At 27.3% G+C, this 23311-nt stretch carries 24 protein-coding genes and 1 other RNA gene; 11 read left to right on the top strand and 14 right to left on the bottom strand.

Going from position 1 to position 23311, the window contains the following annotated elements:
- Nucleotides 1-52: 52 nt before the first annotated feature.
- The 5 genes from Q0V08_RS01870 to ssrA all read left to right on the top strand — a co-directional run bounded on the left by Q0V08_RS01870 (nucleotide 53) and on the right by ssrA (nucleotide 3952).
- Nucleotides 53-1054 (top strand): chorismate synthase, encoded by a 1002-nt coding sequence (locus Q0V08_RS01870; RefSeq protein ID WP_297431581.1) that lies wholly within the window; start codon nucleotides 53-55, stop codon nucleotides 1052-1054.
- Nucleotides 1055-1068: 14 nt separating this feature from the next.
- Entirely contained in the window at nucleotides 1069-1560 is a 492-nt protein-coding gene (locus Q0V08_RS01865; protein WP_297431579.1) for a cytidine/deoxycytidylate deaminase family protein, read from the top strand.
- Nucleotides 1561-1571: 11 nt separating this feature from the next.
- Nucleotides 1572-2201: a hemolysin III family protein gene (locus Q0V08_RS01860; RefSeq protein ID WP_297431578.1), complete on the top strand. Its 630-nt coding sequence runs from the start codon at nucleotides 1572-1574 to the stop codon at nucleotides 2199-2201.
- Nucleotides 2202-2222: 21 nt separating this feature from the next.
- Complete coding sequence (locus tag Q0V08_RS01855) at nucleotides 2223-3560, top strand: MATE family efflux transporter (protein ID WP_297431576.1); 1338 nt, start codon at nucleotides 2223-2225, stop codon at nucleotides 3558-3560.
- A 44-nt stretch (nucleotides 3561-3604) separates the two neighbouring features.
- Nucleotides 3605-3952, top strand: a transfer-messenger RNA (tmRNA) gene (gene ssrA, locus Q0V08_RS01850).
- Nucleotides 3953-4021: 69 nt separating this feature from the next.
- Here ssrA and Q0V08_RS01845 read toward each other — a convergent pair.
- From Q0V08_RS01845 to Q0V08_RS01815, 7 genes are all read right to left on the bottom strand, one after another.
- Entirely contained in the window at nucleotides 4022-4300 is a 279-nt protein-coding gene (locus Q0V08_RS01845) for a hypothetical protein (protein ID WP_297431574.1), read from the bottom strand.
- A gap of 109 nt (nucleotides 4301-4409) precedes the next feature.
- On the bottom strand, nucleotides 4410-5234 hold the full coding sequence (locus Q0V08_RS01840) for an aldo/keto reductase (RefSeq protein WP_297431572.1): 825 nt from the start codon (nucleotides 5232-5234) through the stop codon (nucleotides 4410-4412).
- A 22-nt stretch (nucleotides 5235-5256) separates the two neighbouring features.
- Entirely contained in the window at nucleotides 5257-6423 is a 1167-nt protein-coding gene (locus Q0V08_RS01835; RefSeq protein ID WP_297431570.1) for a class I SAM-dependent rRNA methyltransferase, read from the bottom strand.
- Nucleotides 6424-6497: 74 nt separating this feature from the next.
- Nucleotides 6498-7892 carry a potassium/proton antiporter gene (locus Q0V08_RS01830; RefSeq protein ID WP_297431568.1) on the bottom strand — a complete coding sequence of 465 codons (1395 nt, stop codon included), beginning with the start codon at nucleotides 7890-7892 and terminating at the stop codon, nucleotides 6498-6500.
- A gap of 8 nt (nucleotides 7893-7900) precedes the next feature.
- Nucleotides 7901-8077 carry a hypothetical protein gene (locus Q0V08_RS01825; RefSeq protein ID WP_023050304.1) on the bottom strand — a complete coding sequence of 59 codons (177 nt, stop codon included), beginning with the start codon at nucleotides 8075-8077 and terminating at the stop codon, nucleotides 7901-7903.
- A gap of 44 nt (nucleotides 8078-8121) precedes the next feature.
- Nucleotides 8122-8499, bottom strand: coding sequence for a hypothetical protein (locus Q0V08_RS01820; protein WP_297431565.1), 378 nt, complete (start codon nucleotides 8497-8499; stop codon nucleotides 8122-8124).
- Between the two features lie 141 nt (nucleotides 8500-8640).
- Nucleotides 8641-8904 (bottom strand): glutaredoxin domain-containing protein, encoded by a 264-nt coding sequence (locus Q0V08_RS01815; RefSeq protein ID WP_297431563.1) that lies wholly within the window; start codon nucleotides 8902-8904, stop codon nucleotides 8641-8643.
- 143 nt (nucleotides 8905-9047) lie between these two features.
- Here Q0V08_RS01815 and Q0V08_RS01810 point away from each other — a divergent pair, with 143 nt between their 5' ends.
- Complete coding sequence (locus Q0V08_RS01810; RefSeq protein WP_297431561.1) at nucleotides 9048-9497, top strand: hypothetical protein; 450 nt, start codon at nucleotides 9048-9050, stop codon at nucleotides 9495-9497.
- A gap of 24 nt (nucleotides 9498-9521) precedes the next feature.
- Here the strand turns inward: Q0V08_RS01810 and pgl are convergent, their stop codons facing one another.
- The 4 genes from pgl to Q0V08_RS01790 are packed head-to-tail and all read right to left on the bottom strand — an operon-like array spanning nucleotide 9522 to nucleotide 15270.
- On the bottom strand, nucleotides 9522-10166 hold the full coding sequence (gene pgl, locus Q0V08_RS01805; protein ID WP_297431559.1) for a 6-phosphogluconolactonase: 645 nt from the start codon (nucleotides 10164-10166) through the stop codon (nucleotides 9522-9524).
- A gap of 14 nt (nucleotides 10167-10180) precedes the next feature.
- Nucleotides 10181-12220, bottom strand: a complete 2040-nt coding sequence (gene ppk1 / locus Q0V08_RS01800; protein WP_297431557.1) for a polyphosphate kinase 1 — start codon at nucleotides 12218-12220, stop codon at nucleotides 10181-10183.
- Complete coding sequence (locus Q0V08_RS01795; RefSeq protein ID WP_297431555.1) at nucleotides 12217-13743, bottom strand: HD domain-containing protein; 1527 nt, start codon at nucleotides 13741-13743, stop codon at nucleotides 12217-12219. Before Q0V08_RS01795 ends, ppk1 begins: the two co-directional genes overlap by 4 nt.
- 12 nt (nucleotides 13744-13755) lie before the next feature.
- Complete coding sequence (locus Q0V08_RS01790; protein ID WP_297431553.1) at nucleotides 13756-15270, bottom strand: Ppx/GppA family phosphatase; 1515 nt, start codon at nucleotides 15268-15270, stop codon at nucleotides 13756-13758.
- Nucleotides 15271-15429: 159 nt separating this feature from the next.
- On the opposite strand from Q0V08_RS01790, the gene lon reads away from it, so the two are divergent.
- Entirely contained in the window at nucleotides 15430-17811 is a 2382-nt protein-coding gene (gene lon, locus Q0V08_RS01785) for an endopeptidase La (RefSeq protein WP_297431551.1), read from the top strand.
- A 27-nt stretch (nucleotides 17812-17838) separates the two neighbouring features.
- On the opposite strand, the gene yfcE is transcribed toward lon, so the two are convergent.
- Nucleotides 17839-18384: a phosphodiesterase gene (gene yfcE, locus Q0V08_RS01780; RefSeq protein WP_297431549.1), complete on the bottom strand. Its 546-nt coding sequence runs from the start codon at nucleotides 18382-18384 to the stop codon at nucleotides 17839-17841.
- 191 nt (nucleotides 18385-18575) lie between these two features.
- Between yfcE and Q0V08_RS01775 the strand changes: the two genes are divergently transcribed.
- The 4 genes from Q0V08_RS01775 (at nucleotide 18576) to Q0V08_RS01760 (ending at nucleotide 22160) form a co-directional block, all read left to right on the top strand.
- A complete protein-coding gene (locus tag Q0V08_RS01775) occupies nucleotides 18576-18755 on the top strand; it encodes a 4Fe-4S binding protein (protein ID WP_297431547.1) in 180 nt (59 codons plus the stop codon).
- Nucleotides 18756-18823: 68 nt separating this feature from the next.
- Nucleotides 18824-19546 (top strand): DNA/RNA nuclease SfsA, encoded by a 723-nt coding sequence (sfsA, locus tag Q0V08_RS01770; RefSeq protein ID WP_297431545.1) that lies wholly within the window; start codon nucleotides 18824-18826, stop codon nucleotides 19544-19546.
- A gap of 74 nt (nucleotides 19547-19620) precedes the next feature.
- Complete coding sequence (locus Q0V08_RS01765) at nucleotides 19621-20700, top strand: SEC-C metal-binding domain-containing protein (protein WP_297431543.1); 1080 nt, start codon at nucleotides 19621-19623, stop codon at nucleotides 20698-20700.
- Nucleotides 20701-20867: 167 nt separating this feature from the next.
- A complete protein-coding gene (locus Q0V08_RS01760; RefSeq protein WP_297431541.1) occupies nucleotides 20868-22160 on the top strand; it encodes an NCS2 family permease in 1293 nt (430 codons plus the stop codon).
- Between the two features lie 16 nt (nucleotides 22161-22176).
- Here Q0V08_RS01760 and Q0V08_RS01755 read toward each other — a convergent pair whose 3' ends face one another.
- Nucleotides 22177-22881, bottom strand: coding sequence for an alpha/beta hydrolase (locus Q0V08_RS01755; protein ID WP_297431539.1), 705 nt, complete (start codon nucleotides 22879-22881; stop codon nucleotides 22177-22179).
- 52 nt (nucleotides 22882-22933) lie between these two features.
- The coding region (locus tag Q0V08_RS01750) for an AbgT family transporter (RefSeq protein WP_297431537.1) at nucleotides 22934-23311 on the bottom strand (378 nt) is incomplete at its 5' end.

Below are 23311 nucleotides of genomic sequence, written 5' to 3'. Positions count from 1 at the left end.
TGTTTTATGCTAAAATTAAATTATACATATTATTTTAATTTAGGAGGATTTTATGAATAGTTTTGGTTCTCTTTTTAGAGTACATATTTATGGAGAATCTCACGGTTCTGGTATTGGAGTTTTAGTCGATGGTGTTCCGTCTGGAATAAAGCTTACTCTTGAAGATTTTACTAAAGATCTTTCTAAAAGAAAATCTGGAAAAGTAGGTACTACACCTAGAAAAGAGGATGATATTCCAAATATTATTTCAGGTGTTTTTAATGAATTTACAACTGGAGCTCCTATAAATATTTTTTTTGAGAATAAAAACACTGATTCTAAAGTTTATACTGACTTTAAATCACACCCTAGACCTGGGCATGCTGATTTTTCTGCTACTAAAAAATATTCAGGTTTTAATGATATTCGTGGTGGCGGTCATTTTTCAGGTAGATTAACACTTGCCCTTGTGGCCGCTGGCGTAGTTGCAAAAAAAATTTTAAATAATATTATTTTTTCTAGCGAAATTGAATCAGTTGGTATTTTAAGTAAATTAGAATTTAATGAAAAATTAGAAAATTATTTACTTGAAACTACACATTCTGGAGATTCTTTAGGAGGCACTATCTCTTTAACTATTAAAAATATTCCAATTGGTTTAGGAGAGCCTTTTTTTAATTCTGTAGAATCTACCCTTTCATCTATAATTTTTTCAATTCCAGGAATTAAGGGAATTGAATTTGGTGCAGGCTTTAAAGGAACTGAATTAATAGGAAGTAAATTTAATGATTGTTTTATTGATAAAACTGGTAAAACTTCGTCTAATAATAATGGAGGTATTAACGGTGGTATCACAAACGGTAACGATATATTTTTAAAAGTCGCTGTTAAACCAACTTCTAGTATTTTTAAACCTCAAGAAACTTTTAATTTTAAAGATGAAAATCTTCAATCTTTAAAAATTAATGGAAGACATGATGTCGCATTTCTTCTTAGAGTTCCCATTGTTTTAGAAAATGCTGCAGCTATAGCCCTCGCAGATTTATATTTACAAAATAAAAAAATATTTTTTTAATTTAGGAGGATAGAATGTCAAAAAGAGCTAATTATATTGATTGGGATGAGTACTTCATGGGAGTTGCGATTCTCTCTGCTAAGCGAAGTAAAGATCCTGGAACACAAGTTGGAGCATGTATTGTAACTCCTGATAAAAGAATTGTTGGTGTTGGTTATAATGGTCTTCCAGCTGGTTGTTCTGACGATGAATTTCCTTGGGATAGAGATGGTGATTTTTTAAATAGTAAATATGCATATGTTTGTCATGCTGAATTAAACGCTATTTTGAATAGCACTAAAAATTTAAAGGGATGTACTATTTATGTTGATCTTTTTCCATGTAATGAATGTGCTAAAAGTATTATTCAAAGTGGAATAAGTGAAATAGTTTATCTTTCAGATAAGTATAATAATACTGATTCTAATACAGCATCTAAAAAACTTTTAAATGCTGCTAATGTAAAATTAAGACAATTGGACCCTAAATTTGATGAGCTTGTTTTAAACTTTAGAAAGAACGGATAGGAGGTATCTATATGAATAATACACTAACTAGATTAGAAGAATGGATTAACTCTATGACTCACTACTTCGGTGCTATTCTAGCACTTATTGGAACTGGTGCTCTTTTAGTTCACTCTTTAAAAACAGATAATATTGGCTATGTTGTAGGTTCTATGGTATTTTGTTTTTCACTTGTTTTACTATACACAATGTCTGGAACCTACCATATACTTTATGTTGGAAAAATAAAAAAACTTTTTAAAATACTTGATCATTCAGCTATTTATATTTTAATATCTGGATCATATACACCATATCTTCTTGGAGTTTTTGATGGAACAACTAAGTGGGTTCTTTTCTTCGTTCAATGGGGAATGACACTTTTAGGAATTCTTTTTAAAGTTTTTTTTGTTGGAAGATTTAATTTTGTTTCTACTTTAATCTATCTGTTCATGGGATGGATGGTTATGTTTGTATTTAAAGATTTACAAATGCTTGCCTCACCATTATCTTTGAAACTATTAATCTGGGGTGGTATTAGTTATTCTGTTGGAACTATTTTCTATTTGATGAAAAATAAGAAGTTTGCTCATGGAATTTGGCATCTTTTTGTTTTAGCAGGTAGTGTCTTTAATTATTTTTCAGTATATTTTTTAATATAATATTTTTATAGGGGGAGTATTTTGCAAGATTTAAGTTTAAAGTTTGAAAAACAAAGTACCTTAACGACTATTTTAAAGTTTAGCATCCCATCTTCATTTGGTGCTATTATAGGTATGCTTTGTGTTTTAACTGATAGGTATTTCATCGGTCAAGTAGCAGGAAGAGAGGGCATGGCAGCTATTGCCCTCGTTTTTCCTTATGCCATGATTATAAATAGTTTTAATTTTGCCTTTTCTGGAATAGCCATTATAATTGGGGTTAAGTTAGGATCTAAAGATAGAGAAGGTGCTGAAAAAGTTTTATGTACTGGATTTTTATGGATTTTCATTGTAGGAGTTCTTTTAACTCTTTTTCTTTTTCTTTTTAACATTCCAATTTTAAAAATTTTAGGAGCTAGTTCCTCTAATATAACCTCTGCTATAGAATACACAAATTTTCTAATTCCAATTGCAACTTTTCAAATTATTTTAGGACAAAGCACTTTAGTTAGAGGAATTGGAGACTCTGTTACAGCTATGGGTGTAAATATTTTTACAGGTATTTTTAATGTTATTTTAGATTATCTTTTTATTATTAAATTCGATATGGGAATTGGTGGAGCTGCATTAGCTACTTTAATCGCTACAGCTTTAAGTGCTTTTTATATTCTTTTTTATTTTTTTAAATCAGATGTTATTACATTTTCTAGAAAGTATTTTTCTCTTGATTTAAAAATCTTAAAAGAAATCTTTAAAATAGGGAGTCCTCGTTTTTATAATCAACTTTTACAATCTTCAGTTATTACTGTTACAAATAGACAGGCTGGAGTTTACGGAGGGGATATTGCTACTGCTGCAATTGGGATTATCTCAATATGTAGAAGTGTTATAAATACAAGTTTACAAGGCTTTAATCAAGGAACAGCAGCTATAATTTCATATACATTCGGATCTAAAAACTATGAACGTGTAAAAGAGGTTTTAAAAATACAACTTTATACAGTTATCAGTGTTTCAACTATTTTAGTTCTTCTTATGCTTTTTAACACCGAAAAGATAGTCTCATTTTTTATAAAAAATGATCCTCCTCTAGTTGAATTTACAGTTTCAGCTATGAGATTAAATCTTTTTTTAATGCCTTTTACTGCAATGTTTTTAGCATGCAATAACTTTTTTCAATCTATTAAGGATAGCGTTATTGCTACACGATTTTTTATGTTAAGAATTGTTATTTTAAATATTCCTCTTGTTTATATTTTAGGATATTTTTTCAAAGAGATTGGTGTTTGGCTAGCATTTCCAATATCTGATACACTAGTAGCTATAGTTATGTTTTTCTTAACAATAAAAAAAATAAGAAAGATATCACCAGACAATTGAGTTTAAGAAAAATTTGTGTTATAATAATCTATAATTTAATAATTGGGGATGCAAAGGTTTCGACAGGGTTGTGAGGTTATAGGTAGCAGGCCAGGTTGATCGCTGTGAGAGATCAACTCATCGTTTAGATGGAAACAGAAATTACGCTTTAGCTGCATAATGTCAGCTCACCTCTGAACATTCTCTTCTGTAGGAGCGTTCAATCAAGGTGTCACTTAAATACAGATTACCCTAAACAATTTCTCTAAGTTATAGGGGACATTTTAGAGGATAGCTTTAGTTAGCCCTGTTTGCGGGAGTAACTATTGCGAATTTAAATAGCAAACTAAGCTTGTAGAAGCTTATGGCGCTTGCAATTTTGGACACGGGTTCGATTCCCGTCATCTCCACCAATGAATCCACCAACTAAAATTTAGTTGTTGAAATAGTAAGACCGTATTGAAAAATTCAATACGGTCTTTTTATTTTCTATTTATATGTAACATGTTACTTCTTGGAAATTCAATACCTCTAAGTTTATCCATTAATTTAATAACTTGATGCCTATTTAAATTGTCAAATTTTTTTTGTTTAAATCCATCTTCTTCTACCACAAATTCTTCATTTGAAATTTTTATAATGCTTACTTTTCTATCTCTTTTAAAAGTTAATAAATTTACTCTTTTTCCAATTTCTAACTCATTTAATATGTTCTCTATAAAACGATTATAATCTTTCATACTTATTTTATTTATTGCCATTTTTTTCTCCTCATAATTATAAGATATCCTATACTTAAAAATTTTAATAGCTTTTCCTTCTTCTATTTTCAAATAAAAAAAAGTCATATAAAAATATGACTTTTAATATCTAAAATGTTATTTCATCAGGATCAGGACCTATTCTTTCCTCTTTATTTAATGAATTAATGTACTTCATGTCCTCTTCATCTAAAATAAAATCTAATTGAAAATTCTCCATAATTCTAGATGGTGTAACTGATTTAGGTAATGGTAATAATCCATTTTGTAAATGCCACTTTAAAACTATTTGAGCTACAGTTTTTTTATTCTTTTCAGCTATCTTCTTTAAACCTTCATGATCTAAAGCTCCTTGCATTAATGGACTCCAAGCTTCTACTATAATTCCATTTTCATCACAGAATTTTTTTAATTCTCTTTGTTGTAAATATGGATGTAACTCAATCTGATTTACTGCAGGTACTATTTCAAAATTATTCATTATATATTTCAAATGGTGTTCTTTCATATTACATACACCAATAGCTTTAACCTTACCACTTTTATAAAGTGTTTCCAAAGCTCTCCACGTTTCCCAAGTTTTATTTAAATCTTTGGGCTGTGGCCAGTGAATTAAATACATATCTATATAATCTAATGCTAACTTTTTTAAAGACTCTTCATAAGCTTTTAAAGTTGTCTCATAACCTTGTTCAGTATTCCAAACTTTAGTTACAATAAAAAGTTCTTCTCTTGAAACATTATTATTTTTTATAAATTCAGCAATTCCCTCTCCTACAGCATCTTCATTTCCATAAATAGCAGCTGTATCAATATGTCTGTATCCTATTTCTAAAGCTGTTCTCACTGCGTTTTTACACTGCTCTTTATCAGTTGCTTTCCATGTTCCAAATCCTACTTTCGGAATTTTCAAACCATTATTTAATAGATACATATTTCCCCACTCCCCTTTTATTTTAAATTATTCTTATTAAAAACCCTTTTAAATACTCAGTTTCAGGAACTGCTACTGATATTGGATGACATGGACTTTGGTGTAATTGATTTACTATTACAGCTTTTACTCCTGCATCTTTAACAGCATAAGCCAAAGCCATTCTTAAGTCTACACTTGTAACTGCTCCACTACAACTATAAATTGAAAGTAATCCACCTTTTTTTGTAAGTTTTATTCCATTTAAAATTATATCCTTATATGCTTTTAAAGCTTTATCTAAATCTCTTCTATTTGGTGCCAATTTTGGTGGATCTAGATTTACTACATCCCATTGACGTCCTTCTTTTACTAAATCTCTTAAAACATTAAATATATTCCCCTTTATAAACTCAACATTTTTATATTTTATTAAATTTTTTCTAGCAACATTTAAAACATCTTCACTAACGTCTATTAAAGTCGATGAGTTTGCTCCATTTACCATAGCGTGAAGTGAAAAACCTCCAGTATAACTACATACATCTAAAAAATCTTTATCTTTCGATAGAGAGCCCATCAAAATTCTATTATCTCTTTGGTCTGAGTAAAATCCTGTTTTTTGTCCTTTTAAGTCTATTGTAAACTTAGCCTCTCCTTCAAAAATTTCAATTTCATCTGGAACTTCACCAAAAAGAACTCCTGAAACTTCAGGAAGCCCTTCTAACTTTCTTCCATCACCTTCACTCTTTTCATATATTCCCTTTAAATTTGGAATCTCTTTTTTTAAAGCTTCTATTAAAAATTCTTTATCTTTTTCCATCCCTAAAGTTGAAGCTTGAACTACTAAGTAATCTCCAAAACGATCTACTATAACTCCTGGTAAAGAATCTGATTCACTATGAATTAATCTATATCCATTACTATTAATATTTATCATTTCTCTTAAAGCATATGCTTCCTTTACTTTTTCAGAATACCAATTTAAATCTATTTTTTTATTGACATCTTTTTCCAGCATACGTACCATAATTTTTGAATTTTTATTATAATGACCATATCCAATAAACTCTTTTTTCCAATTATATACTTCTATAACTGATCCTGCTTCTGGGTTTCCCTCTATCTTTTCCACTGCTCCAGAATACATCCAAGGGTGTCCACTATGCCACATTCTTTCTCTATCTTTTTTTATAAAAATTTTACTCAACTTTTCACGTCCTTTTAGTTTTTTAAAACTAATATATTATATTACATTCTATAACTATATCTAAAAAAATACAATTAGTTTTGTGAAAATAGAAGAGTATCACCCATTAAAAGGGTCACATCCCCTTTTGGAGTTATATAATTTTCATCTCTTTTTATAGATACAATTAGCATTCCTTGAGGTAATTCAAGCTCTCTAATCTTTTTATTAATATATTCTGATTGTTCATCTAATATCATCTTCTTCAAAGCCAGTTCTTCTAATTCCTCTACTTCTATAAATTTATCTTCCTCTTGATCCTCTTCAAATAAATTTAGTTTTTTCCCTACATATTTTAAAGTCATTCCTTGAAGAAGAACTGAAAATACCACAATATAAAAAGTTAGATTAAACATTCCTTGTGCATTAGGTAATCCCTCTGTTATAGCCATTGTAGCAAAAATTATAGGAACAGCTCCTTTTAATCCTGCCCATGATATAAAAAATTTTTCTTTATAATTAAATTTAAATGGCCATAATAAAGTATAAACAACGAACATTCTTATAACTATTATCATAATTACAGATAATAGACTTCCTATAAATATATAACCTAACAACTGACTTGGAAAAACTAATAACCCTAACATTACAAACATCCCTATTTGCATAAACCATGTTATCAATCTCATATTTCTAATTGAGTTTAACTTATAGTTAAACTTCTTATTTCCAATCATTATTCCAGCAATATATATTGCCAAAAATCCATTTCCATCTAAAACTGTTGCCAATCCAAAACAAATAAATAATATTGCAATCAAATGTATAGTTAGAAACTCTTCTCTCACTATTTTTATATAATTAGCTAACGGTAAAGTTATCACTCCAAATATATACCCTATAATTGCTCCTAAGGTTATTTGTTTTAAAAGAAAAATTATTCCTGTTACAATTGATGTGCTTTCTCCTTCTTTAAAAAATGATAATAAAAAAAGAATTAAAGCATAGGCCATTGGATCATTACTTCCTGATTCTATTTCAACAACTGATTTTATATCTTTCTTTAGCTTTGAATCTCCTAAGATAGACATAACTGCTGCTGCATCTGTTGATGATACCATAGCACTAAATAGTAAAGCTTCTTTTAAGGTGAAATCTGTTAAGTAATATACAGCTACTCCAGATAAACCTGCAGTTAGTAAAACACCTAAGGTTGCTAATGTTCCACTAGGATAAAGAGACTTTTTTACATCCTCTTTTTTAGTTTCTAATCCTCCTGAAAAAATTATAAACATTAGAGCTATTGTTCCTAAGTTTTGAGCAACTAAAGCATTATCAAAATAAATTCTACCTATTCCTTCTGATCCTGCCAACATTCCAACTAATAAAAACATTATCAACAAAGGTATCTCTAACTTCTTAGATATCCTTATTGAAAATAAGCTTAATAATATAATTATTCCGGCAATTAATATCTCTACTCCCATATATTCACCTACCCTGAAATACCATATTTTATTATATGCTCTAATAGTTTAAAAGTAGTTACTCCTACTAACATTAAATATGACCCTACAAACATCATTAAAAATAACACTTTAAAAACTTTATCAAAAAAGCTTTCTTTTTCTCTTAAAATTTCATTTTCTTCAGTTAATAATAGTTTTTTCATTTTTTCCTCCAATTTTATTTTAATATCATTGAAAAAACTATTTTTTAAATTCTTAATACTCTATTTTCATATCTATTTAAAATTGTATATATTAAATTATTATTTAGATAAAAATTAAAAAATGAAACTTCTTTTAAATTAATTCTAAAAATTGGAGAAAAACTAGAATTAATAAGATAAGTTACACTATCATCATTTCCTAAATCATCATCTTTTTTATCTCTACTAGATGTTGTTATTATTTTAATATCTTTATTTGATATATTTAAAAGTATGTGTTTATCATTTCTGTTATTTTTTGACTCTTTTATTTCTGAGTTAACAAAAGTATATAGGTGGGATCTATCTTTAATCTCCTCCCTAATACTTCCAAAAATTGAAATAATAGAAAGAAGTAAAAATAGAGATAATTTTTTTCTCATTTTTTTCACCTCTTAAGCTTATTCTACAAGTTTAAATTTATTCTTTTTTTATCTATAAATTTAATTAAATATTATACATGTTTTTTAACTACTTTCCAATAAAAAATAAAAACCATGCAAACTATTTGCATGGTTTTTTAATTAATGACCGCAGCTACATCCACATCCACCTGATGAATGTCCATTTTCATCAACGAATTTAGCGATTTGATCTAATCCTATAAATGTTTTTGTTCCACTACATTTTTCTACAATTAAGCAAGGAACAGATCTAATTCCATACATTCCTGCTAACTCTTGATTTTCCATAGCATTTATAATCTCTACACCTTCAGTATCTGCTAAAAGTTCCTTTGCTGGACCACAATATTGACAAGTTGGTGTTGTAAATAACATAATTCTCATTTTCATACCTCCATTTATACCTTTTCTGTGTATATTAATATCATATAAAACTTTAGTATAAAAGTCAAGAATTTTATATCTTTAATTTTTTTTACTTTTAATATATAATAAACAGATATTATTTTATTTGAGGAGAATATATTATGAAAAATTTTATAGCTTTTATTTTAATATCTTTAACACTTTGCTCTACTCAAATTTTAGCTAATCCAGGTAAAGGAAAAGCAAAAGGTCATGCACAAAAAAATATTAATGCCGATACTAACTGGGGACATAATAAAGAGTTCATCGAATGGTTAAACATGAATCCAACTTTTAAAAATAAAAACCAAAAAAACGTAGAAAAATTTTATAAAGAACAATTAAAAGAGGAAAAAAGATTACGTAAAGCTTTTGCTAAATATAATCGAGAAATTTCATTATTACCTGCATACAAAAATTATAATGACCCTTTAAAATATTTTATCAATGATTTATTATATCATCCAAATAAATTAAACAATTATAATTTCTCTTCAGATTTCAGACAAACATTAACAAAAGAGGAAAAAATTGCAATGGATTTTCTTAGATTGCTTGATAATTTCAAATAAAAAAGTGGATTTAATCCACTTTTTTTACTTTTCATATTCTATTAAAAATATAGGATTGTCTATAAAAAATGCTGGACATTTAAATTTAGGTAAGTTCTCTAATACTTCAGCCTTCTCTTTTGTTGCTATCACTATTTTCTTTTCAGCTTTATTTATCGTTTCCATACTTAAAGTTATTCTTTTATGTGGATGGTTTGAACTTTCTGTTATAAGAGTTGGTTCTAATACTTCTACATCATCCATTGTAAATATTGATCCTGTATGTCCATCTTCTCCTATTCCTAAATAAACTGCATCAAATTTTATATCTCCTTTAAAATACTTTAATAATCTTTTCTCATAATCAATCTTTGAATCTAAAGGAGTTTTTAATATCTCTATTTTATGTATATTTTTTTCAGGAATATCAATTTTATCTAAAAGATTCTTTTTTAAAAGATTATAATTACTACCATTACTATCTAGTGGTACAAATCTTTCATCCACTAAAAATATATTTATCTTTTCCCATTCTATATCCTCTTTTGATAGTTTGGTAAAAAATTCTTTTGGGGTTCTTCCACCTGAAAATGCTATATTAACAACATCTTTTCCGTAAGTTGTCTCTTTAAATATATCTATTGCTTTTTTATAAAGATCACTCTTTTTAGAAACTTTGATTAATCTCATGTTATCCCTCCTTTTTATTCACTAGATCTTTCTCTATAGTATTCTTGATAATTAAATTTTGGTATTGCTTTTTTTAATTTTTGATTTACTAACGAATAACTACCATCTTTATTTTGAACTCTTAATTTGACATTATCTTTCAAAATATCTTTTATAAGCTGAGTAACTTTTTTTCTATTTTCTTTATTTTCTAAAGGAAACATTGCTTCTACTCTTCCATCTAAATTTCTTCTCATACAATCTGCACTTCCTAAATATAACTCCTCTTCTCCATTATTTTCAAAATAATATATTCTGTCATGTTCTAAAAATCGTCCAACTAAGCTATAAACTTTTATATTTTCACTCAATCCAATTATTCCACTCTTTAAACAACAAGCTCCTCGAACAATTAAGATTACTTCAACTCCTGCTTTAGAAGCATCATAAAGTTTTTCTATTACTCCTTGATCTGTTAATCCATTTACTTTAATAACTATTTTTCCAACTCCACCTTTTACAATATTTTCAATTTCTCTATCAATAAATCTATATAATGTATCTCTTAAGTGAGTTGGTGCTACTATTAGTTTTTTCCAGTCATCTATCTTTGAAAATCCAGTTAATTTATTAAAAAGATAACTTGCATCTATTCCCATCTCCTCATCCATTGTAAAAAATGAGTAATCTACATATAATTTTGCTGTTGAATCATTATAATTTCCAGTTCCTAAATGTACATATCTTTTTATACCATCCTCTTCTTTTCTAATTATTAGTAAACACTTAGCATGAGTTTTTAGTCCACTTAATCCATAAATTACATGACACCCTGCTTCCTCTAACTCTCTAGCCCATTTGACATTTCTTTCTTCATCAAATCTAGCTTTTAATTCTACTAATACAGTTACTTGTTTTCCATTTTCAGCAGCTTTTTTTAAATATTTTATTATTGGAGAATCTCCACTCACTCTATACAGTGTTTGTTTAATAGCTAAAACTTTGGGATCTTGAGCTGATGTTTTTACTAAATCAACTACATGATCAAAACTTTCAAAAGGATGTCTAAGTAAAATATTTCTTTTCGATAAAATTTTAAATATATTTTCACCAGATAATTCCTTATAATATCTTGGAATATTTTTTTCAAATTTTAACTCTTCAACTCCATCAACATCCACCATTCCCCATAAAAATGTTAAATCTAAAGGTCCTAAAACTGGATAAAAATTTTCTTCTTCGAGTTCTATTTGCTCCTTTAAAAATTCTAAACTTTTATTTGAAACTCCACGAATATATTCAACTCTAACTGGATTCCCCCATTTTCTATTTTTTATCTCTTTTTCTATTTCAACTAATAAATCTTCTGCACCACTATTTTCATCTATACCTAAATCTTCATCTCTTGTAATTCTAAAGTATCCTATATCTATTATTTCATAACCATTAAATAATCTATTAAGATTATTTTTTATTACCTCTTCTAATAAAATAAAATTATTTCCACCAGGTAGCTTAATTAATCTATTTACAACTCTTGGAATTTCAACTATGGCAAAAGATATTCCATCTTTCTCTTTTACATTTAAAATTAAATTTATAGCTCCACTATTCAAATGTGGGAATGGTCTAAAGGTGTCTATTGCCATTGGTGTCAATATTGGAAATAAGGTTTCATTATAATAGTTTTCTATAAATCGTAGTTCTTTTCCTTGTAACTCTTCATATGTCTTTATTGAAATTTTTCCTTCTACTTTTATTTTATCCATAATTGTAGTATAAAGTTTATATTGTTTATCAATAACTTTTGTGACCTCTTTTTTTATTATTGCCAACTGCTCTTTTGGAAGTAAGCCAGCTATATCTCTCAACTCTAAATTTGATTCATCTTGAGCTTTTAATCCAGCAACTCTTACTTTAAAAAATTCATCAAAATTTGAACTTACAATTGCTAAAAATTTTATTTTTTCTAAAAGTGGATTATCATTCGCCTCTGCTTCAGAGAGTACTCTTTTATTAAACTCTATCCAACTTATCTCCCTGTTGTAAAAGTCTTTTCCAGTATAGGTACTCATTCTCCAAACCTCCTATTTATTTTAAGCTCTATATCTAAGTCAAAAAGATATTTAAAAAGTTTTGATTGCTTCTCAAAACTACTTTTTTCCATATAAAAATCCTCTTTTGTATCCATCTCTATTATTAAATTATTTTTAGTTAAATTTATTTTTTCATTATATAACCTTCTTTTTTTACCTCTATCTAAAGATGTTGCTATTTTAATAATTGCTATAATTTTTAATAATTTTATTAACTCTTCGCCTTTAAATCCATAGTTATAAAGTGATTCTAACTTTGTATTTGACGTATGAGCTCTAACTATAAAGGCTATTTTTTCAATCATCTCTCTATTCAAACCAAATATTGTTGTATTTTCAAGTATATATGCTGAATGTTTACTATGGTTTTCAAAATCTATTGCTTTTCCTATATCATGTAAATAAGCTGCAATTATAAAATATTTATAATCTTTTAATCCTAAAGAGTGATATCCTTTCAATTTATCCAATAATTTTATACCTATATTTTTTACAAACTCTGAGTGTTCTCTATCAAAATCGAATTTTTCACCTAAATCTATAACTGAATCCAATGTTATTTTCCATAAAGTTTCTTCAAAAGAGTATCTAATTTCAGGGTAAAACTTTTCTAATGCACATAAATCTTTTATATTAAAATCTAAAAATTTAATCTCTTTCACTTCAAAATAATCAGCAAAGCTTATAATTAAACAGATAGATATAACCATTAATTTTGCAATAGGCACACTACATTTATATTTTGTAGAAATTTCATTATATGAATGTTCTTGTAAAAATTTTAATTTCTCTTTTAATTCACTTAATGTTAAATTTTTTAAATCCTTTTTTCCAAAAATTAATTTTAAAAGTTTTTCTTCTAACTCTCCTTCTAAAATAAGTTTTTTTATAATCTTTCTTCCCACATCTCTTCTTATAAACTCAACATAACTCTCCATATAGTCACAAATAAAATCAAAAGCTTTTTTAGAATTTATATTATTTTCTTCAAGTGTCAAATATAATTTTTCTACTCCTAAATTTATATGCTCATTTATAGATAACTCACCTTTATAAAATAGATATACTCCTGAACTAAACGATTTTAAATTAAAAAATAATCTGCTTTCTTTTTTAGAAAATACTTCTTTATCCAAATGAATTAATTTTTTTATAGAATAATATGTTTTTTCACTTAAATCTATATTTTCTACTGGCAAATTTACCTTTAATTTTATTTGATCTAAAACCATAGGAAAATTATTTATTGTTTTAAAAAATTCACTAAATATAATCTTTTTTTCTGTAACCCCATAATCTCTAGATAAATTATCCATCTTTTTTAATATCTCACATAGTTTTCTCATTTTTTCTAAAGATATTTCATCTTTATCTCTAATCTCTTTAAAAAGATTAATCTCCTCTGTTACTTTTTCTAGAATTTTATATCCATTTTCTTTTTTTTCATATATTTTCATCTCTATAAAAGTAGAGTTAATCTCTATTACTGTGTAAGTCCCCATATCTTCTCCATTCTATTTATCCATTTTAAATTTTAATTTCTTATCAAAAGTGTTTACAAATTTTTTCTGAGATATAAACAGATCAATAATTTTTAAATCTTCTTCATCCTTATCCTTGATAAAAAATATAATCTCATCTTTTGTAATCTCTATTTCAAAATTACTTTCTTCTAACAACAAATCATCATAAAATATATTAGTTATATTCAGTATTTTAGATAACATCATCAATTCATCCACTTCGTTTTCTTTAAACATCTCTTTATATTTTTCTAATCCTTTATATTTTTTATTACCTCTAGCTATAATTAATGCTGAGGCTACAAGTTCTTTCTGCTCTATTCCCTTTACTCCTAAATTTAATATCATATAAGCTGAATGTAATGGATAATTTACAAAATTAATACTTTTTCCTATATCATATAAATATGTTACTATCTTTATTATTTTTTCATTTATTCCCTTCAATTCATATTCTTCGTTTAATGATAAACATATTTTTTTAAAAATTTTATATTGTTTCTCTTTTATTTTTGTATTAATATCTAAAATCTCCAGTATCTCTTTAAATCCATCTTCAAATGGATCTTGTATAACTTTTCCACATTCACTAAGTCTTTCATATAAAACCCCTTCTCTTATTCCATATCCGCTAATTATTAACTCTTTTAAAGAAAAATATGTTAATACTTCCTCTACTGCTATTGCCGCTCCTATAAATACATCAGCTCTAGCTTTTGATAATCCTTGTACATCTTGCTTTTCTTTATAATCTTTATCTTTTAAAAAATTTACCACTTCTTTTACGCCTTCAATGCTTACTTTATAATTATGTAATAATTCTAGAGGATAGCTATTCATATATAGATTTACTCCTCCAATATTTCTAACTGTTCCTCCCACTCCTATTAAAGGTAGACCTTTTATTTTATCTTTCCATTGAACTATTTTAAACTGCTCTTGTATAAATGTTCTTAATGTCTCTTCATCTTTTTTACTTAATTTATCTTTTAAATTTGCAATCTCAGATAAAGTTACTGCTCCAAAATTTAAACTTACTCTTTCTAAAGCCTCTCTATTTTCAAAATGAACTATTTCTAAACTTGATCCACCCAAGTCAATTACAACTCCATCTTTTATATCTAACGTATTTATTGCTCCTTCAAAAGAAAAATATGCTTCATCTTCACCTTTAAAAACAATTACATCTATTCCTGTTGTTTTTAAAATCTCTTTTAGTAGATACTCTCCATTTATAGCAATTCTTAAAGCTGCTGTTCCAAAAGCTACAATTTCATCTACATTATTTTTTAAACATACTTTTTTAAATAATTGTATTGTTTTTAATGCTAATTTTATTTTTTCATCCTTCAATTCTTTTTTATCATTTATTCCCTCTCCTAATCTAACCGTTTCTTTTATATCTTCTATTGGAATAAAAGATTTATTTGGAGTAATCTCATATATAACCATTCTAATCGAGTTAGAACCAATATCCATAACGCAAATTCTTTTTCTTAAAGTCATTTTTATTCCTCCAAAACTTTTGTATTTTTAAGGATTTACTGCTTTTTTATCAATCTTCCTTTTCAAAATAAATTTCAACTTTTATTTTTAATTTATAAAAGGAAATATAAGCATTTATATGTACTCTAATTATAATAACGGAAACAAAAGGAGGAGGCTATGACTAGTACAAATAATAATTCTACTGATCTTGTTAATATAAGGGATTTGTTACCTGAAGATATTCCAATTTTACCTCTTGTAATAAGACCTATTTTCCCAAATATTCTAACTCCAATCGCTTTCACAGGAGAGGACTTTTTACAAGCTATAAAAGATGCAGAGGAACACTATAACGGTTTCATTGGTTTAGTTTTTGTAAAAGATATTGATGACAATGATTACTTTAACTCGACTTTATATGATGTTGGAACTGTTGTTAAAATTAATAAAGTTACATCTATCTCCCAAGATTCTGTTCAAGCAATTGTTTTTGGTGTAGAAAGATTTAAAAAGAAAAAAGTTGTTCCTGGTAATTCTAGATTATGTTGGAAAGTAAAATATAATAAAGAAACAACTGATTCCTCAGTTGAGCTTAAAGCATATATGCTTGCTATTATGACATCTTTAAAAGAGATTTTTGAAGTTAATCCAATTTTAAAAGAAGAATTAAAGCTTTTAGTTTCACAAGCATCATATGATCATCCTAGCATTTTCATTGATTTTGTTTCTTCTATGTTAAAAGCTGAAGCTAAAGATCTCCAAGAACTTTTAGAAGAGTTTAATATAGTTAATCGTTCTCAAAGACTTTTAACCATGCTAAAAAAAGAGCTTGAAATCTCTCAACTTCAAGCTAAAATTTCTAAGCAAATTGATGAAAAAGTTAGTAAACAACAAAAAGAATACTTTTTAAGAGAACAACTAAAATTAATAAAGCAAGAGCTTGGGTTAGAAAAAGATGAAAAATCTGCAGTTATTGACAAAATTGTTGATAAGATAAATCATATCCATTTATCTCCAGAAGCTGAAAAAATAGTTGACGAACAACTTGAAAAATTATCTCTTTTAGATCAAGGTTCTCCTGAATATCATGTAGCTCGAACATATATTGAATCTATTGTTGAACTTCCATGGGGAGTTTTTTCTAAAGATAGATTGGATATTAAAAAAGCTAAGACAATTTTAGATCGTGATCACTATGGTCTTGAAGATATTAAGAATAGTATTTTAGAATTTGTAAGTACAGTTATAAAAACCGGAAATGTTAATGGTTCTATTCTTTGCTTAGTTGGACCTCCTGGAGTTGGAAAAACATCTATTGGTAAATCAATAGCAGAATCATTAAATAGAAAATTTTATCGTTTCTCTGTTGGTGGAATGGTTGATGAAGCCGAAATTAAAGGACATAGAAGAACATATATAGGAGCTATGCCTGGAAAAATTATTCAAGCTTTAAAACTTGTGCAGACATCAAATCCTGTTATTATGATTGATGAAATAGATAAGATTGGAAATAGTTTTAGAGGAGATCCTGCATCTGCTTTATTAGAAGTTCTCGATCCAGAACAAAATAAAGATTTTTTAGATCACTACTTAGATATCAGATATGATTTATCAAAGATTCTTTTTGTTACAACTGCAAATCAATTAGATACAATTCCAAGACCACTACTTGATAGGATGGAAATTATTCATTTGTCAGGTTATATACTTGAAGAAAAATTACAAATAGCTCAAAAATACTTAATTCCTCAACAACTTAAAGCTCATGCTTTAGATAGTAAAGAGATTACAATAAGTAAAAATGCTTTGAAATTTATAATTGATAAATATGCTAGAGAGGCAGGAGTTAGAACTTTAGATAAATGTATTCGAAAAATTATGAGAAAAGTAAACTTAAAAATTGCTGAAGGGAATAAAGAAAAAGTTAGAATAAATGAAAATAATGTTGAATCTTACTTAGGAACTCCTATTTTTACCACAGAAGAACTTTATCAAAATGAGATTCCTGGAGTTACTCTTGGATTAGCATGGACATCTATGGGTGGAGCAACACTATATATCGAAGCAGCTAGCATAAGTAATAAAGAAAGTGGACTAAAACTAACAGGGCAATTGGGAGATGTTATGAAAGAATCTGCAGAAATTGCATATTCATATATTAGATCATTACTTGCTAAAGATACTACTCTTCCACCTGAAGCAAAAGAATTTTTTGATAAAAATAGAGTTCATCTACATGTACCTGAAGGTGCTACTCCTAAAGATGGTCCATCCGCTGGTATTACAATGGCTTTAGCTCTTTACTCTTTAGCTACCAACACTCCTATTAGAAAAGGGCTTGCCATGACTGGTGAACTAACTTTAACTGGTAAAGTTTTACCTATTGGTGGAGTTCGAGAAAAAACTATTGCTGCTAGAAGAGTTGGTGTATTTGAGTTACTTCTTCCTAAAGATAATAAAAAAGACTTTGATAAACTTCCAGATTTTTTAAAAACAGGTATAACAGTTAATTACGTTGATTATTTTACCGATGTTATTAAATATGCTATAAAAAAATAGAAAAGGAATGCTTAACCGCATTCCTTTTTACTTTATTTCAATCTCTTTTATAATATCACCATCTAAACTTTTTACACAAAAATAATTCTCTTCTAAAATACCATAACTATTGATATTTCCACCTTTTGGCAAAGATATAGAACCTGGATTCAATCTATATATTCCATCTTTTTCATATGCTACAGGTAGATGAGTATGTCCATACATAAATATATCTCCTTTAGAAATATTTGGAAGATTCTCTTCACTATATATATGACCATGCGTCACAAAAATTCGTTTCTCCTTTGAGAAAATCGTAGAATAGTCACCTAAAATTGGATATTGTAACATCATTTGATCTACTTCACTATCACAATTTCCTCTAACTGCAATTATCCTATCCTTATAATTATTTAATATATCCGCGACTTCTTTTGGATTATATTCCAACGGCAATGGGTTTCTTGGTCCATGATATAATTCATCACCTAATATTAATATATATTTAGCTTCTTCTTTCTCATAAGCTTCTAACGCTTTTTTTAAGAAATAACTTGATCCATGAATATCTGACATTACAAAAATTTTCATAGTTAATCTCCTTAAAATATTTTTTTTCATTATATATCAATTTTATAGAAAAAAAAAGGAATTTATTATTTTCTTTTTAATAATACTTTAAGAAAAGAGTTGCCTTTTTAATATTAAAATGGTATACTTCTGTCGAGTATATATTAAAATTGTATATTTATACTTAATTAAATTTATTTTAGGAGGTTATCATGGCTCATAGAATTAACGAAGATATCTGTATCGGATGCGGAACTTGCGAGGCAATCTGTCCTGTTAGCTGCATTTCAGAGGTTGATGGAGGAAAAAGAAGAATCGACGAGGATCAATGTATTGACTGTGGTGCTTGTGCAGGTGCTTGTCCTGTTGAGTGTATCGCTCCAGTTGAGTAATAACTTACAATAAGAGATCAAGAGATTGATCTCTTTTTTATTACATATTTATTATATAAGGGGGATTAATGAAACTTATTTATAAAGTTGATATTGATGAAATTGGTACATTTATAGATAGACCTAATAGATTTACAGCATCTTTAGAACTTAGTAATAAAGAAATTATTACTGCTCATGTACATGATTCAGGAAGGATTAAAGAGTTACTTTTTCCTGGAAATAAAATTTTATTAAGAAAAGCTAAAAATATTGAAAATAGAAAAACTTTATGGGATGTCATTGCTGCATATGCAAATGATAATGAAGAGATTTTAATTAATTCATCTATTCATAGATATATTACAGATAGTTATTTCAAAAATGAAGATATATCTATTTTTGGAAAAATAGATTTTATAAAACCTGAAGTTAAGTTTGGTAATAGCAGATTAGATTATCTAATTGAAAAAAATGGAGAAAAAATATATATTGAAACAAAAGGAGTATCTCTTTCTAACGATAAAATTGCTACTTTTCCAGATGCTCCAAGTATAAGAGCAACTAAGCATTTAAATGAACTAGTTGAAATTAAAAAATCTGGTCATCGTGCTGTTGTTATTCTTATTATTTTGAGAGATTCTGATTTTTTTATTCCTAATTATGAAACTGACCCAATTTTTTATAAAACATTTTACAAAGCTATTGAAGAAGGTGTTGAAATCTATCCACTACAATTTGCTTTTATCAATGGAGAAATTTTCTTTAAACATAAAAAAATTAAAATTATTCCTTATAAAAATAACTTTTAAATATAGATTTCTATACATTTTTGTATTTTTATATTTTTATGATATAATAGTAATAAAAATGTTTGGAGGTCACTGTGGAAGACAAATTTTTAATTGAATCTTTAAATAGTTTACTTAAAGATGATCTTTTTAAAATCTTAGCTAAATTTAATATAAAAATTGCTAAAAGTACTGTAAAAGGAAAAATTATAGAAAAGGTTACTGAAGCTTATGAAAGTAATTCTTCAGCTTTTTTAGAAATTTTTTCTAAAGATACTATATCTTTACTTTCTCAATTTACTGTTGAGAATAATCAAGTTAGTGAACAAGATTTCTTTGAGTATGAGGAATTTTTACTACCATTACAAAGTTTTGGATTTATATCTAAAAATCCTATAAAAGAGAAAGATAATAACCACTATATTATTTCAACATGGTTCATTGAAACTATAAATTCTATTTCTCAAAAAGAAGAAAATAAAATCTTAATTGATCATTATCAAGAACTTGAGATGCTTATTTTAGGAATGATTAGATTCTATGGTGTTATTGATGAGCATAAATTATTAGAGCTTTTACTTCCTACATTTAAAGATATTAGTTTAGAAAAAATTCATACTTTTATTGATTCTAGATGGATTCTAAATGTATTTATATCAAAATTAGAGGATTCTGGAAGTAAAACTATCTACTTAGTAGCTGATTCTGTTTCTGAACCTGTTGATATTTTACATGAGACAATTAAATATGATGGTTTAGAATACAAAGTATTAACAAATGACGAGTATAAAAATTATTGGAATTATTTCTTCATTGAAAAGACTCAAGAAGTTGCTGATTTAATAGCACTTTTAATGTCTCATAAAATGCAAGGAGCTCAAATTGGATTTGAAATTACAACAATAATCGATAGACTAAAAAACAATATGCCTATAGAAGAGATTGTTACTGATAGTAAAACAAGAATTAAATTTGATAATTCTAATTCAGAATCTATCTTTACAGCTCTTATAAATAAAATTTCTAAATCTTTACCTCTTTGGACTTTAAAAGGACATTCATACATTGAAGTTTTTGGTGAAAATCAACCACCAAGAGTAGTTAATAAAGTTGGTAGAAATGAAAATTGTCCGTGTGGATCAGGAAAAAAATATAAAAAATGTTGTGGAAAATAAAAAAAATAGGAGCTAAGCTCCTATTTTTTTATTCAATTATATTTGGTTTTAGTTAATTTCTATACTTTAATAGTATAGTATTTATAGGATTTTGTCAAGAATTTATTTTTTTCTTCATTTTAATGTATTTTTTATGTATAATATATAGAAAAATAAAGGAGTTTTGTATGAATTTTTTAAACAATTTTTTTAAAATCCAAGAAAGGCATAGTAGTATCAAACATGAAATTATTGGGGGTACCACTACTTTTCTAACTATGGCTTATATTATCTTTATTAATCCAGCAATTCTTAGCGAATCTGGAATGGATAAAGGAGCTCTTATTACTGTTACGATTGTTTCAGCAGCAATTGGAACTCTTATATCTGCTCTTTTGGCTAATGCACCTTTTGCTTTAGCTCCTGGTATGGGATTAAATGCATTTTTTACTTATTCCCTTGTTATTGGAAGAGGTATTCCTTGGGAAACAGCATTGGGTATTGTCTTTCTTTCTGGCGTATTTTTCTTCTTCTTATCAATTGGAGGAATTAGAGAAAAAATTGCAAATGCTATTCCACTTTGTTTAAAAATATCTGTTACTGGAGGAATTGGTCTTTTTATCGCATTTATTGGTCTTAAAACTTTAGGTATTGTTTCTTCTAATCCTGCAACAATTATTGGTTTAGCTAGATTTAATTCACAAATTTTAATTGGAGTTGTTGGTTTATTTATTGCAATTATATTAGAAATAAAAAAAATTAAAGGTGGAATATTAATAGGAATAATTTCATCTACTATTATTGGCTTATTTACTGGTGATACTGTAATGCCTGACTCAATCATGTCTATGCCTCCTAGTATTGCACCAATAGCTTTTAAATTAGATATTTTAGGTGCTTTAAAATTATCTTTATTAGGTCCAGCATTTTCTTTTATGTTTGTTGACCTTTTTGATTCACTTGGAACTCTAATTGCATGTTCTAAAGAGATTGGACTTGCTGATAAAAATGGTAAAGTTAAGGATCTTGGAAAAATGTTATATGCAGATGTTACTTCTACTATAATTGGTTCAGTCCTTGGAACAAGTACTGTTACTACACTTTCTGAAACTGCTGCTGGAATTGCTGCTGGTGCTAGAACAGGATTAGCTTCAGTTGTAACTTCTTTTTTCTTTATAGTTGCGTTATTCTTTACACCTGTAGTTTCTATTGTTCCATCATTTGCAACATCGCCAGCTCTTATTATTGTTGGAGTTTACATGTTTAAAAATATTTATGAATTAGATTGGAAAGATTATAAAACTCTTTTTCCATCTTTCGTTACAATATTAATGATGCCCTTAACTTATAGTATCAGTACTGGACTAGCATTTGGTTTTATATCTTATATAATTATTCATGCTGGAACTGGGGATTTCAAAAAATTAAACCCTACTCTAATCTTTATTGGAGCTTTATCAGTTTTAAGTATAATAGTATAAAAAAAGACAGCTATTTTTAGCTGTCTTTTATTAATTCTATCAATATCTCAATTAATTTTTCTCTAGCTGGCGATTTTGTCATTGGGACATGGTCAGAATCTAATGTTATATACTTCCATTTTCTTTTTTCTACTCTTCTTCTCATAATCTTTTTAGGTTTTTCTAAATGCTCAAACCCAGTGCTATCTAAACACTCTATATAAGCTCCTGGAATTTTTTTTCCACTTCCTTTAAATTTAACTTTTTCTTTATATGGATTAAAAGGCATATCTTTTATTAATGGATGTTCCTTTCCAAATAATCTTCTAGGTAAATATTTACCTTCTCCTTCATCTTTACATATTTTATCTAATTCATACTCTCTTTTTTCTCCAAATAAAGTTAAAATACTTTCATCATTTTCTAGAAAAAAACTATCAATATATATTTGATATTTTATTCTTTCGGGAATTAGTTCCACCACAGCTGACACTACTGCTCCTCCAAAGGAGTGGCCTATTAAATAGACATTATCTAAATTATTTTCTAATATTAAATGCTCTATCTCTTTTGCATAAGTAGTCAAATTAATTTTATTTTCCAACATTTTTTTTCTGTCTCCTATTCCTGATAAATTTGGACAGTAAACATTATTCCCATAAAGTTTTAATATTTTTTCTATATCTCTAAAAACCCAACCACCTACTCCTGCTCCATGTATTAAGATTATATTTTTTTTCATTTTTCACCTCTATAAATAATAAAAGGCTTGAAATTAATCAAGCCTTCATATATTACATTCCTTTTAATAATATTTGTACTTCTGGTCCAATTGGTAATCCACTTAACATCCAAGCTGCTAAGAAAATTGACCATCCAATTAAGAATGTTATTGAGTAAGGAAGCATTACTGATATTAGCGTTCCTAAAGAAGCTTTCTTATCATACTTCTGCATAAATACAATTATCATTGCAAAATATGACATTAAAGGAGAGATTATATTTGTACTTGAATCTCCTATTCTATAAGCTAACTGAGTAAACTCTGGTGAGTATCCTATTCTCATTAACATTGGGATAAATACTGGTGCTAATATAGCCCATTTAGCTGAAGCTGATCCCATAAATAAATTTAAGAATCCTACTATTAATATAAATCCTATTACTAATGG

The sequence above is a fragment of the uncultured Cetobacterium sp. genome (genome assembly GCF_947038635.1).
Classification (GTDB): Bacteria; Fusobacteriota; Fusobacteriia; order Fusobacteriales; family Fusobacteriaceae; genus Cetobacterium_A.
This window is presented reverse-complemented; position numbering and strand designations above follow the sequence as displayed.

Coding starts and splice junctions, on each gene's coding strand:
- sfsA (WP_297431545.1), top strand. CDS start 18,824: ATGAAACTTATTTATAAAGTTGATATTGATGAAATTGGTACATTTATA.
- Q0V08_RS01775 (WP_297431547.1), top strand. CDS start 18,576: ATGGCTCATAGAATTAACGAAGATATCTGTATCGGATGCGGAACTTGC.
- Q0V08_RS01815 (WP_297431563.1), bottom strand. CDS start 8,904: ATGAGAATTATGTTATTTACAACACCAACTTGTCAATATTGTGGTCCA.
- Q0V08_RS01840 (WP_297431572.1), bottom strand. CDS start 5,234: ATGTATCTATTAAATAATGGTTTGAAAATTCCGAAAGTAGGATTTGGA.
- ppk1 (WP_297431557.1), bottom strand. CDS start 12,220: ATGAGTACCTATACTGGAAAAGACTTTTACAACAGGGAGATAAGTTGG.
- Q0V08_RS01795 (WP_297431555.1), bottom strand. CDS start 13,743: ATGGGGACTTACACAGTAATAGAGATTAACTCTACTTTTATAGAGATG.
- Q0V08_RS01755 (WP_297431539.1), bottom strand. CDS start 22,881: ATGAAAAAAAATATAATCTTAATACATGGAGCAGGAGTAGGTGGTTGG.
- Q0V08_RS01790 (WP_297431553.1), bottom strand. CDS start 15,270: ATGACTTTAAGAAAAAGAATTTGCGTTATGGATATTGGTTCTAACTCG.
- Q0V08_RS01760 (WP_297431541.1), top strand. CDS start 20,868: ATGAATTTTTTAAACAATTTTTTTAAAATCCAAGAAAGGCATAGTAGT.
- Q0V08_RS01865 (WP_297431579.1), top strand. CDS start 1,069: ATGTCAAAAAGAGCTAATTATATTGATTGGGATGAGTACTTCATGGGA.
- Q0V08_RS01845 (WP_297431574.1), bottom strand. CDS start 4,300: ATGGCAATAAATAAAATAAGTATGAAAGATTATAATCGTTTTATAGAG.
- Q0V08_RS01825 (WP_023050304.1), bottom strand. CDS start 8,077: ATGAAAAAACTATTATTAACTGAAGAAAATGAAATTTTAAGAGAAAAA.
- Q0V08_RS01810 (WP_297431561.1), top strand. CDS start 9,048: ATGAAAAATTTTATAGCTTTTATTTTAATATCTTTAACACTTTGCTCT.
- Q0V08_RS01870 (WP_297431581.1), top strand. CDS start 53: ATGAATAGTTTTGGTTCTCTTTTTAGAGTACATATTTATGGAGAATCT.
- Q0V08_RS01820 (WP_297431565.1), bottom strand. CDS start 8,499: ATGAGAAAAAAATTATCTCTATTTTTACTTCTTTCTATTATTTCAATT.
- yfcE (WP_297431549.1), bottom strand. CDS start 18,384: ATGAAAATTTTTGTAATGTCAGATATTCATGGATCAAGTTATTTCTTA.
- Q0V08_RS01860 (WP_297431578.1), top strand. CDS start 1,572: ATGAATAATACACTAACTAGATTAGAAGAATGGATTAACTCTATGACT.
- Q0V08_RS01830 (WP_297431568.1), bottom strand. CDS start 7,892: ATGGGAGTAGAGATATTAATTGCCGGAATAATTATATTATTAAGCTTA.
- lon (WP_297431551.1), top strand. CDS start 15,430: ATGACTAGTACAAATAATAATTCTACTGATCTTGTTAATATAAGGGAT.
- pgl (WP_297431559.1), bottom strand. CDS start 10,166: ATGAGATTAATCAAAGTTTCTAAAAAGAGTGATCTTTATAAAAAAGCA.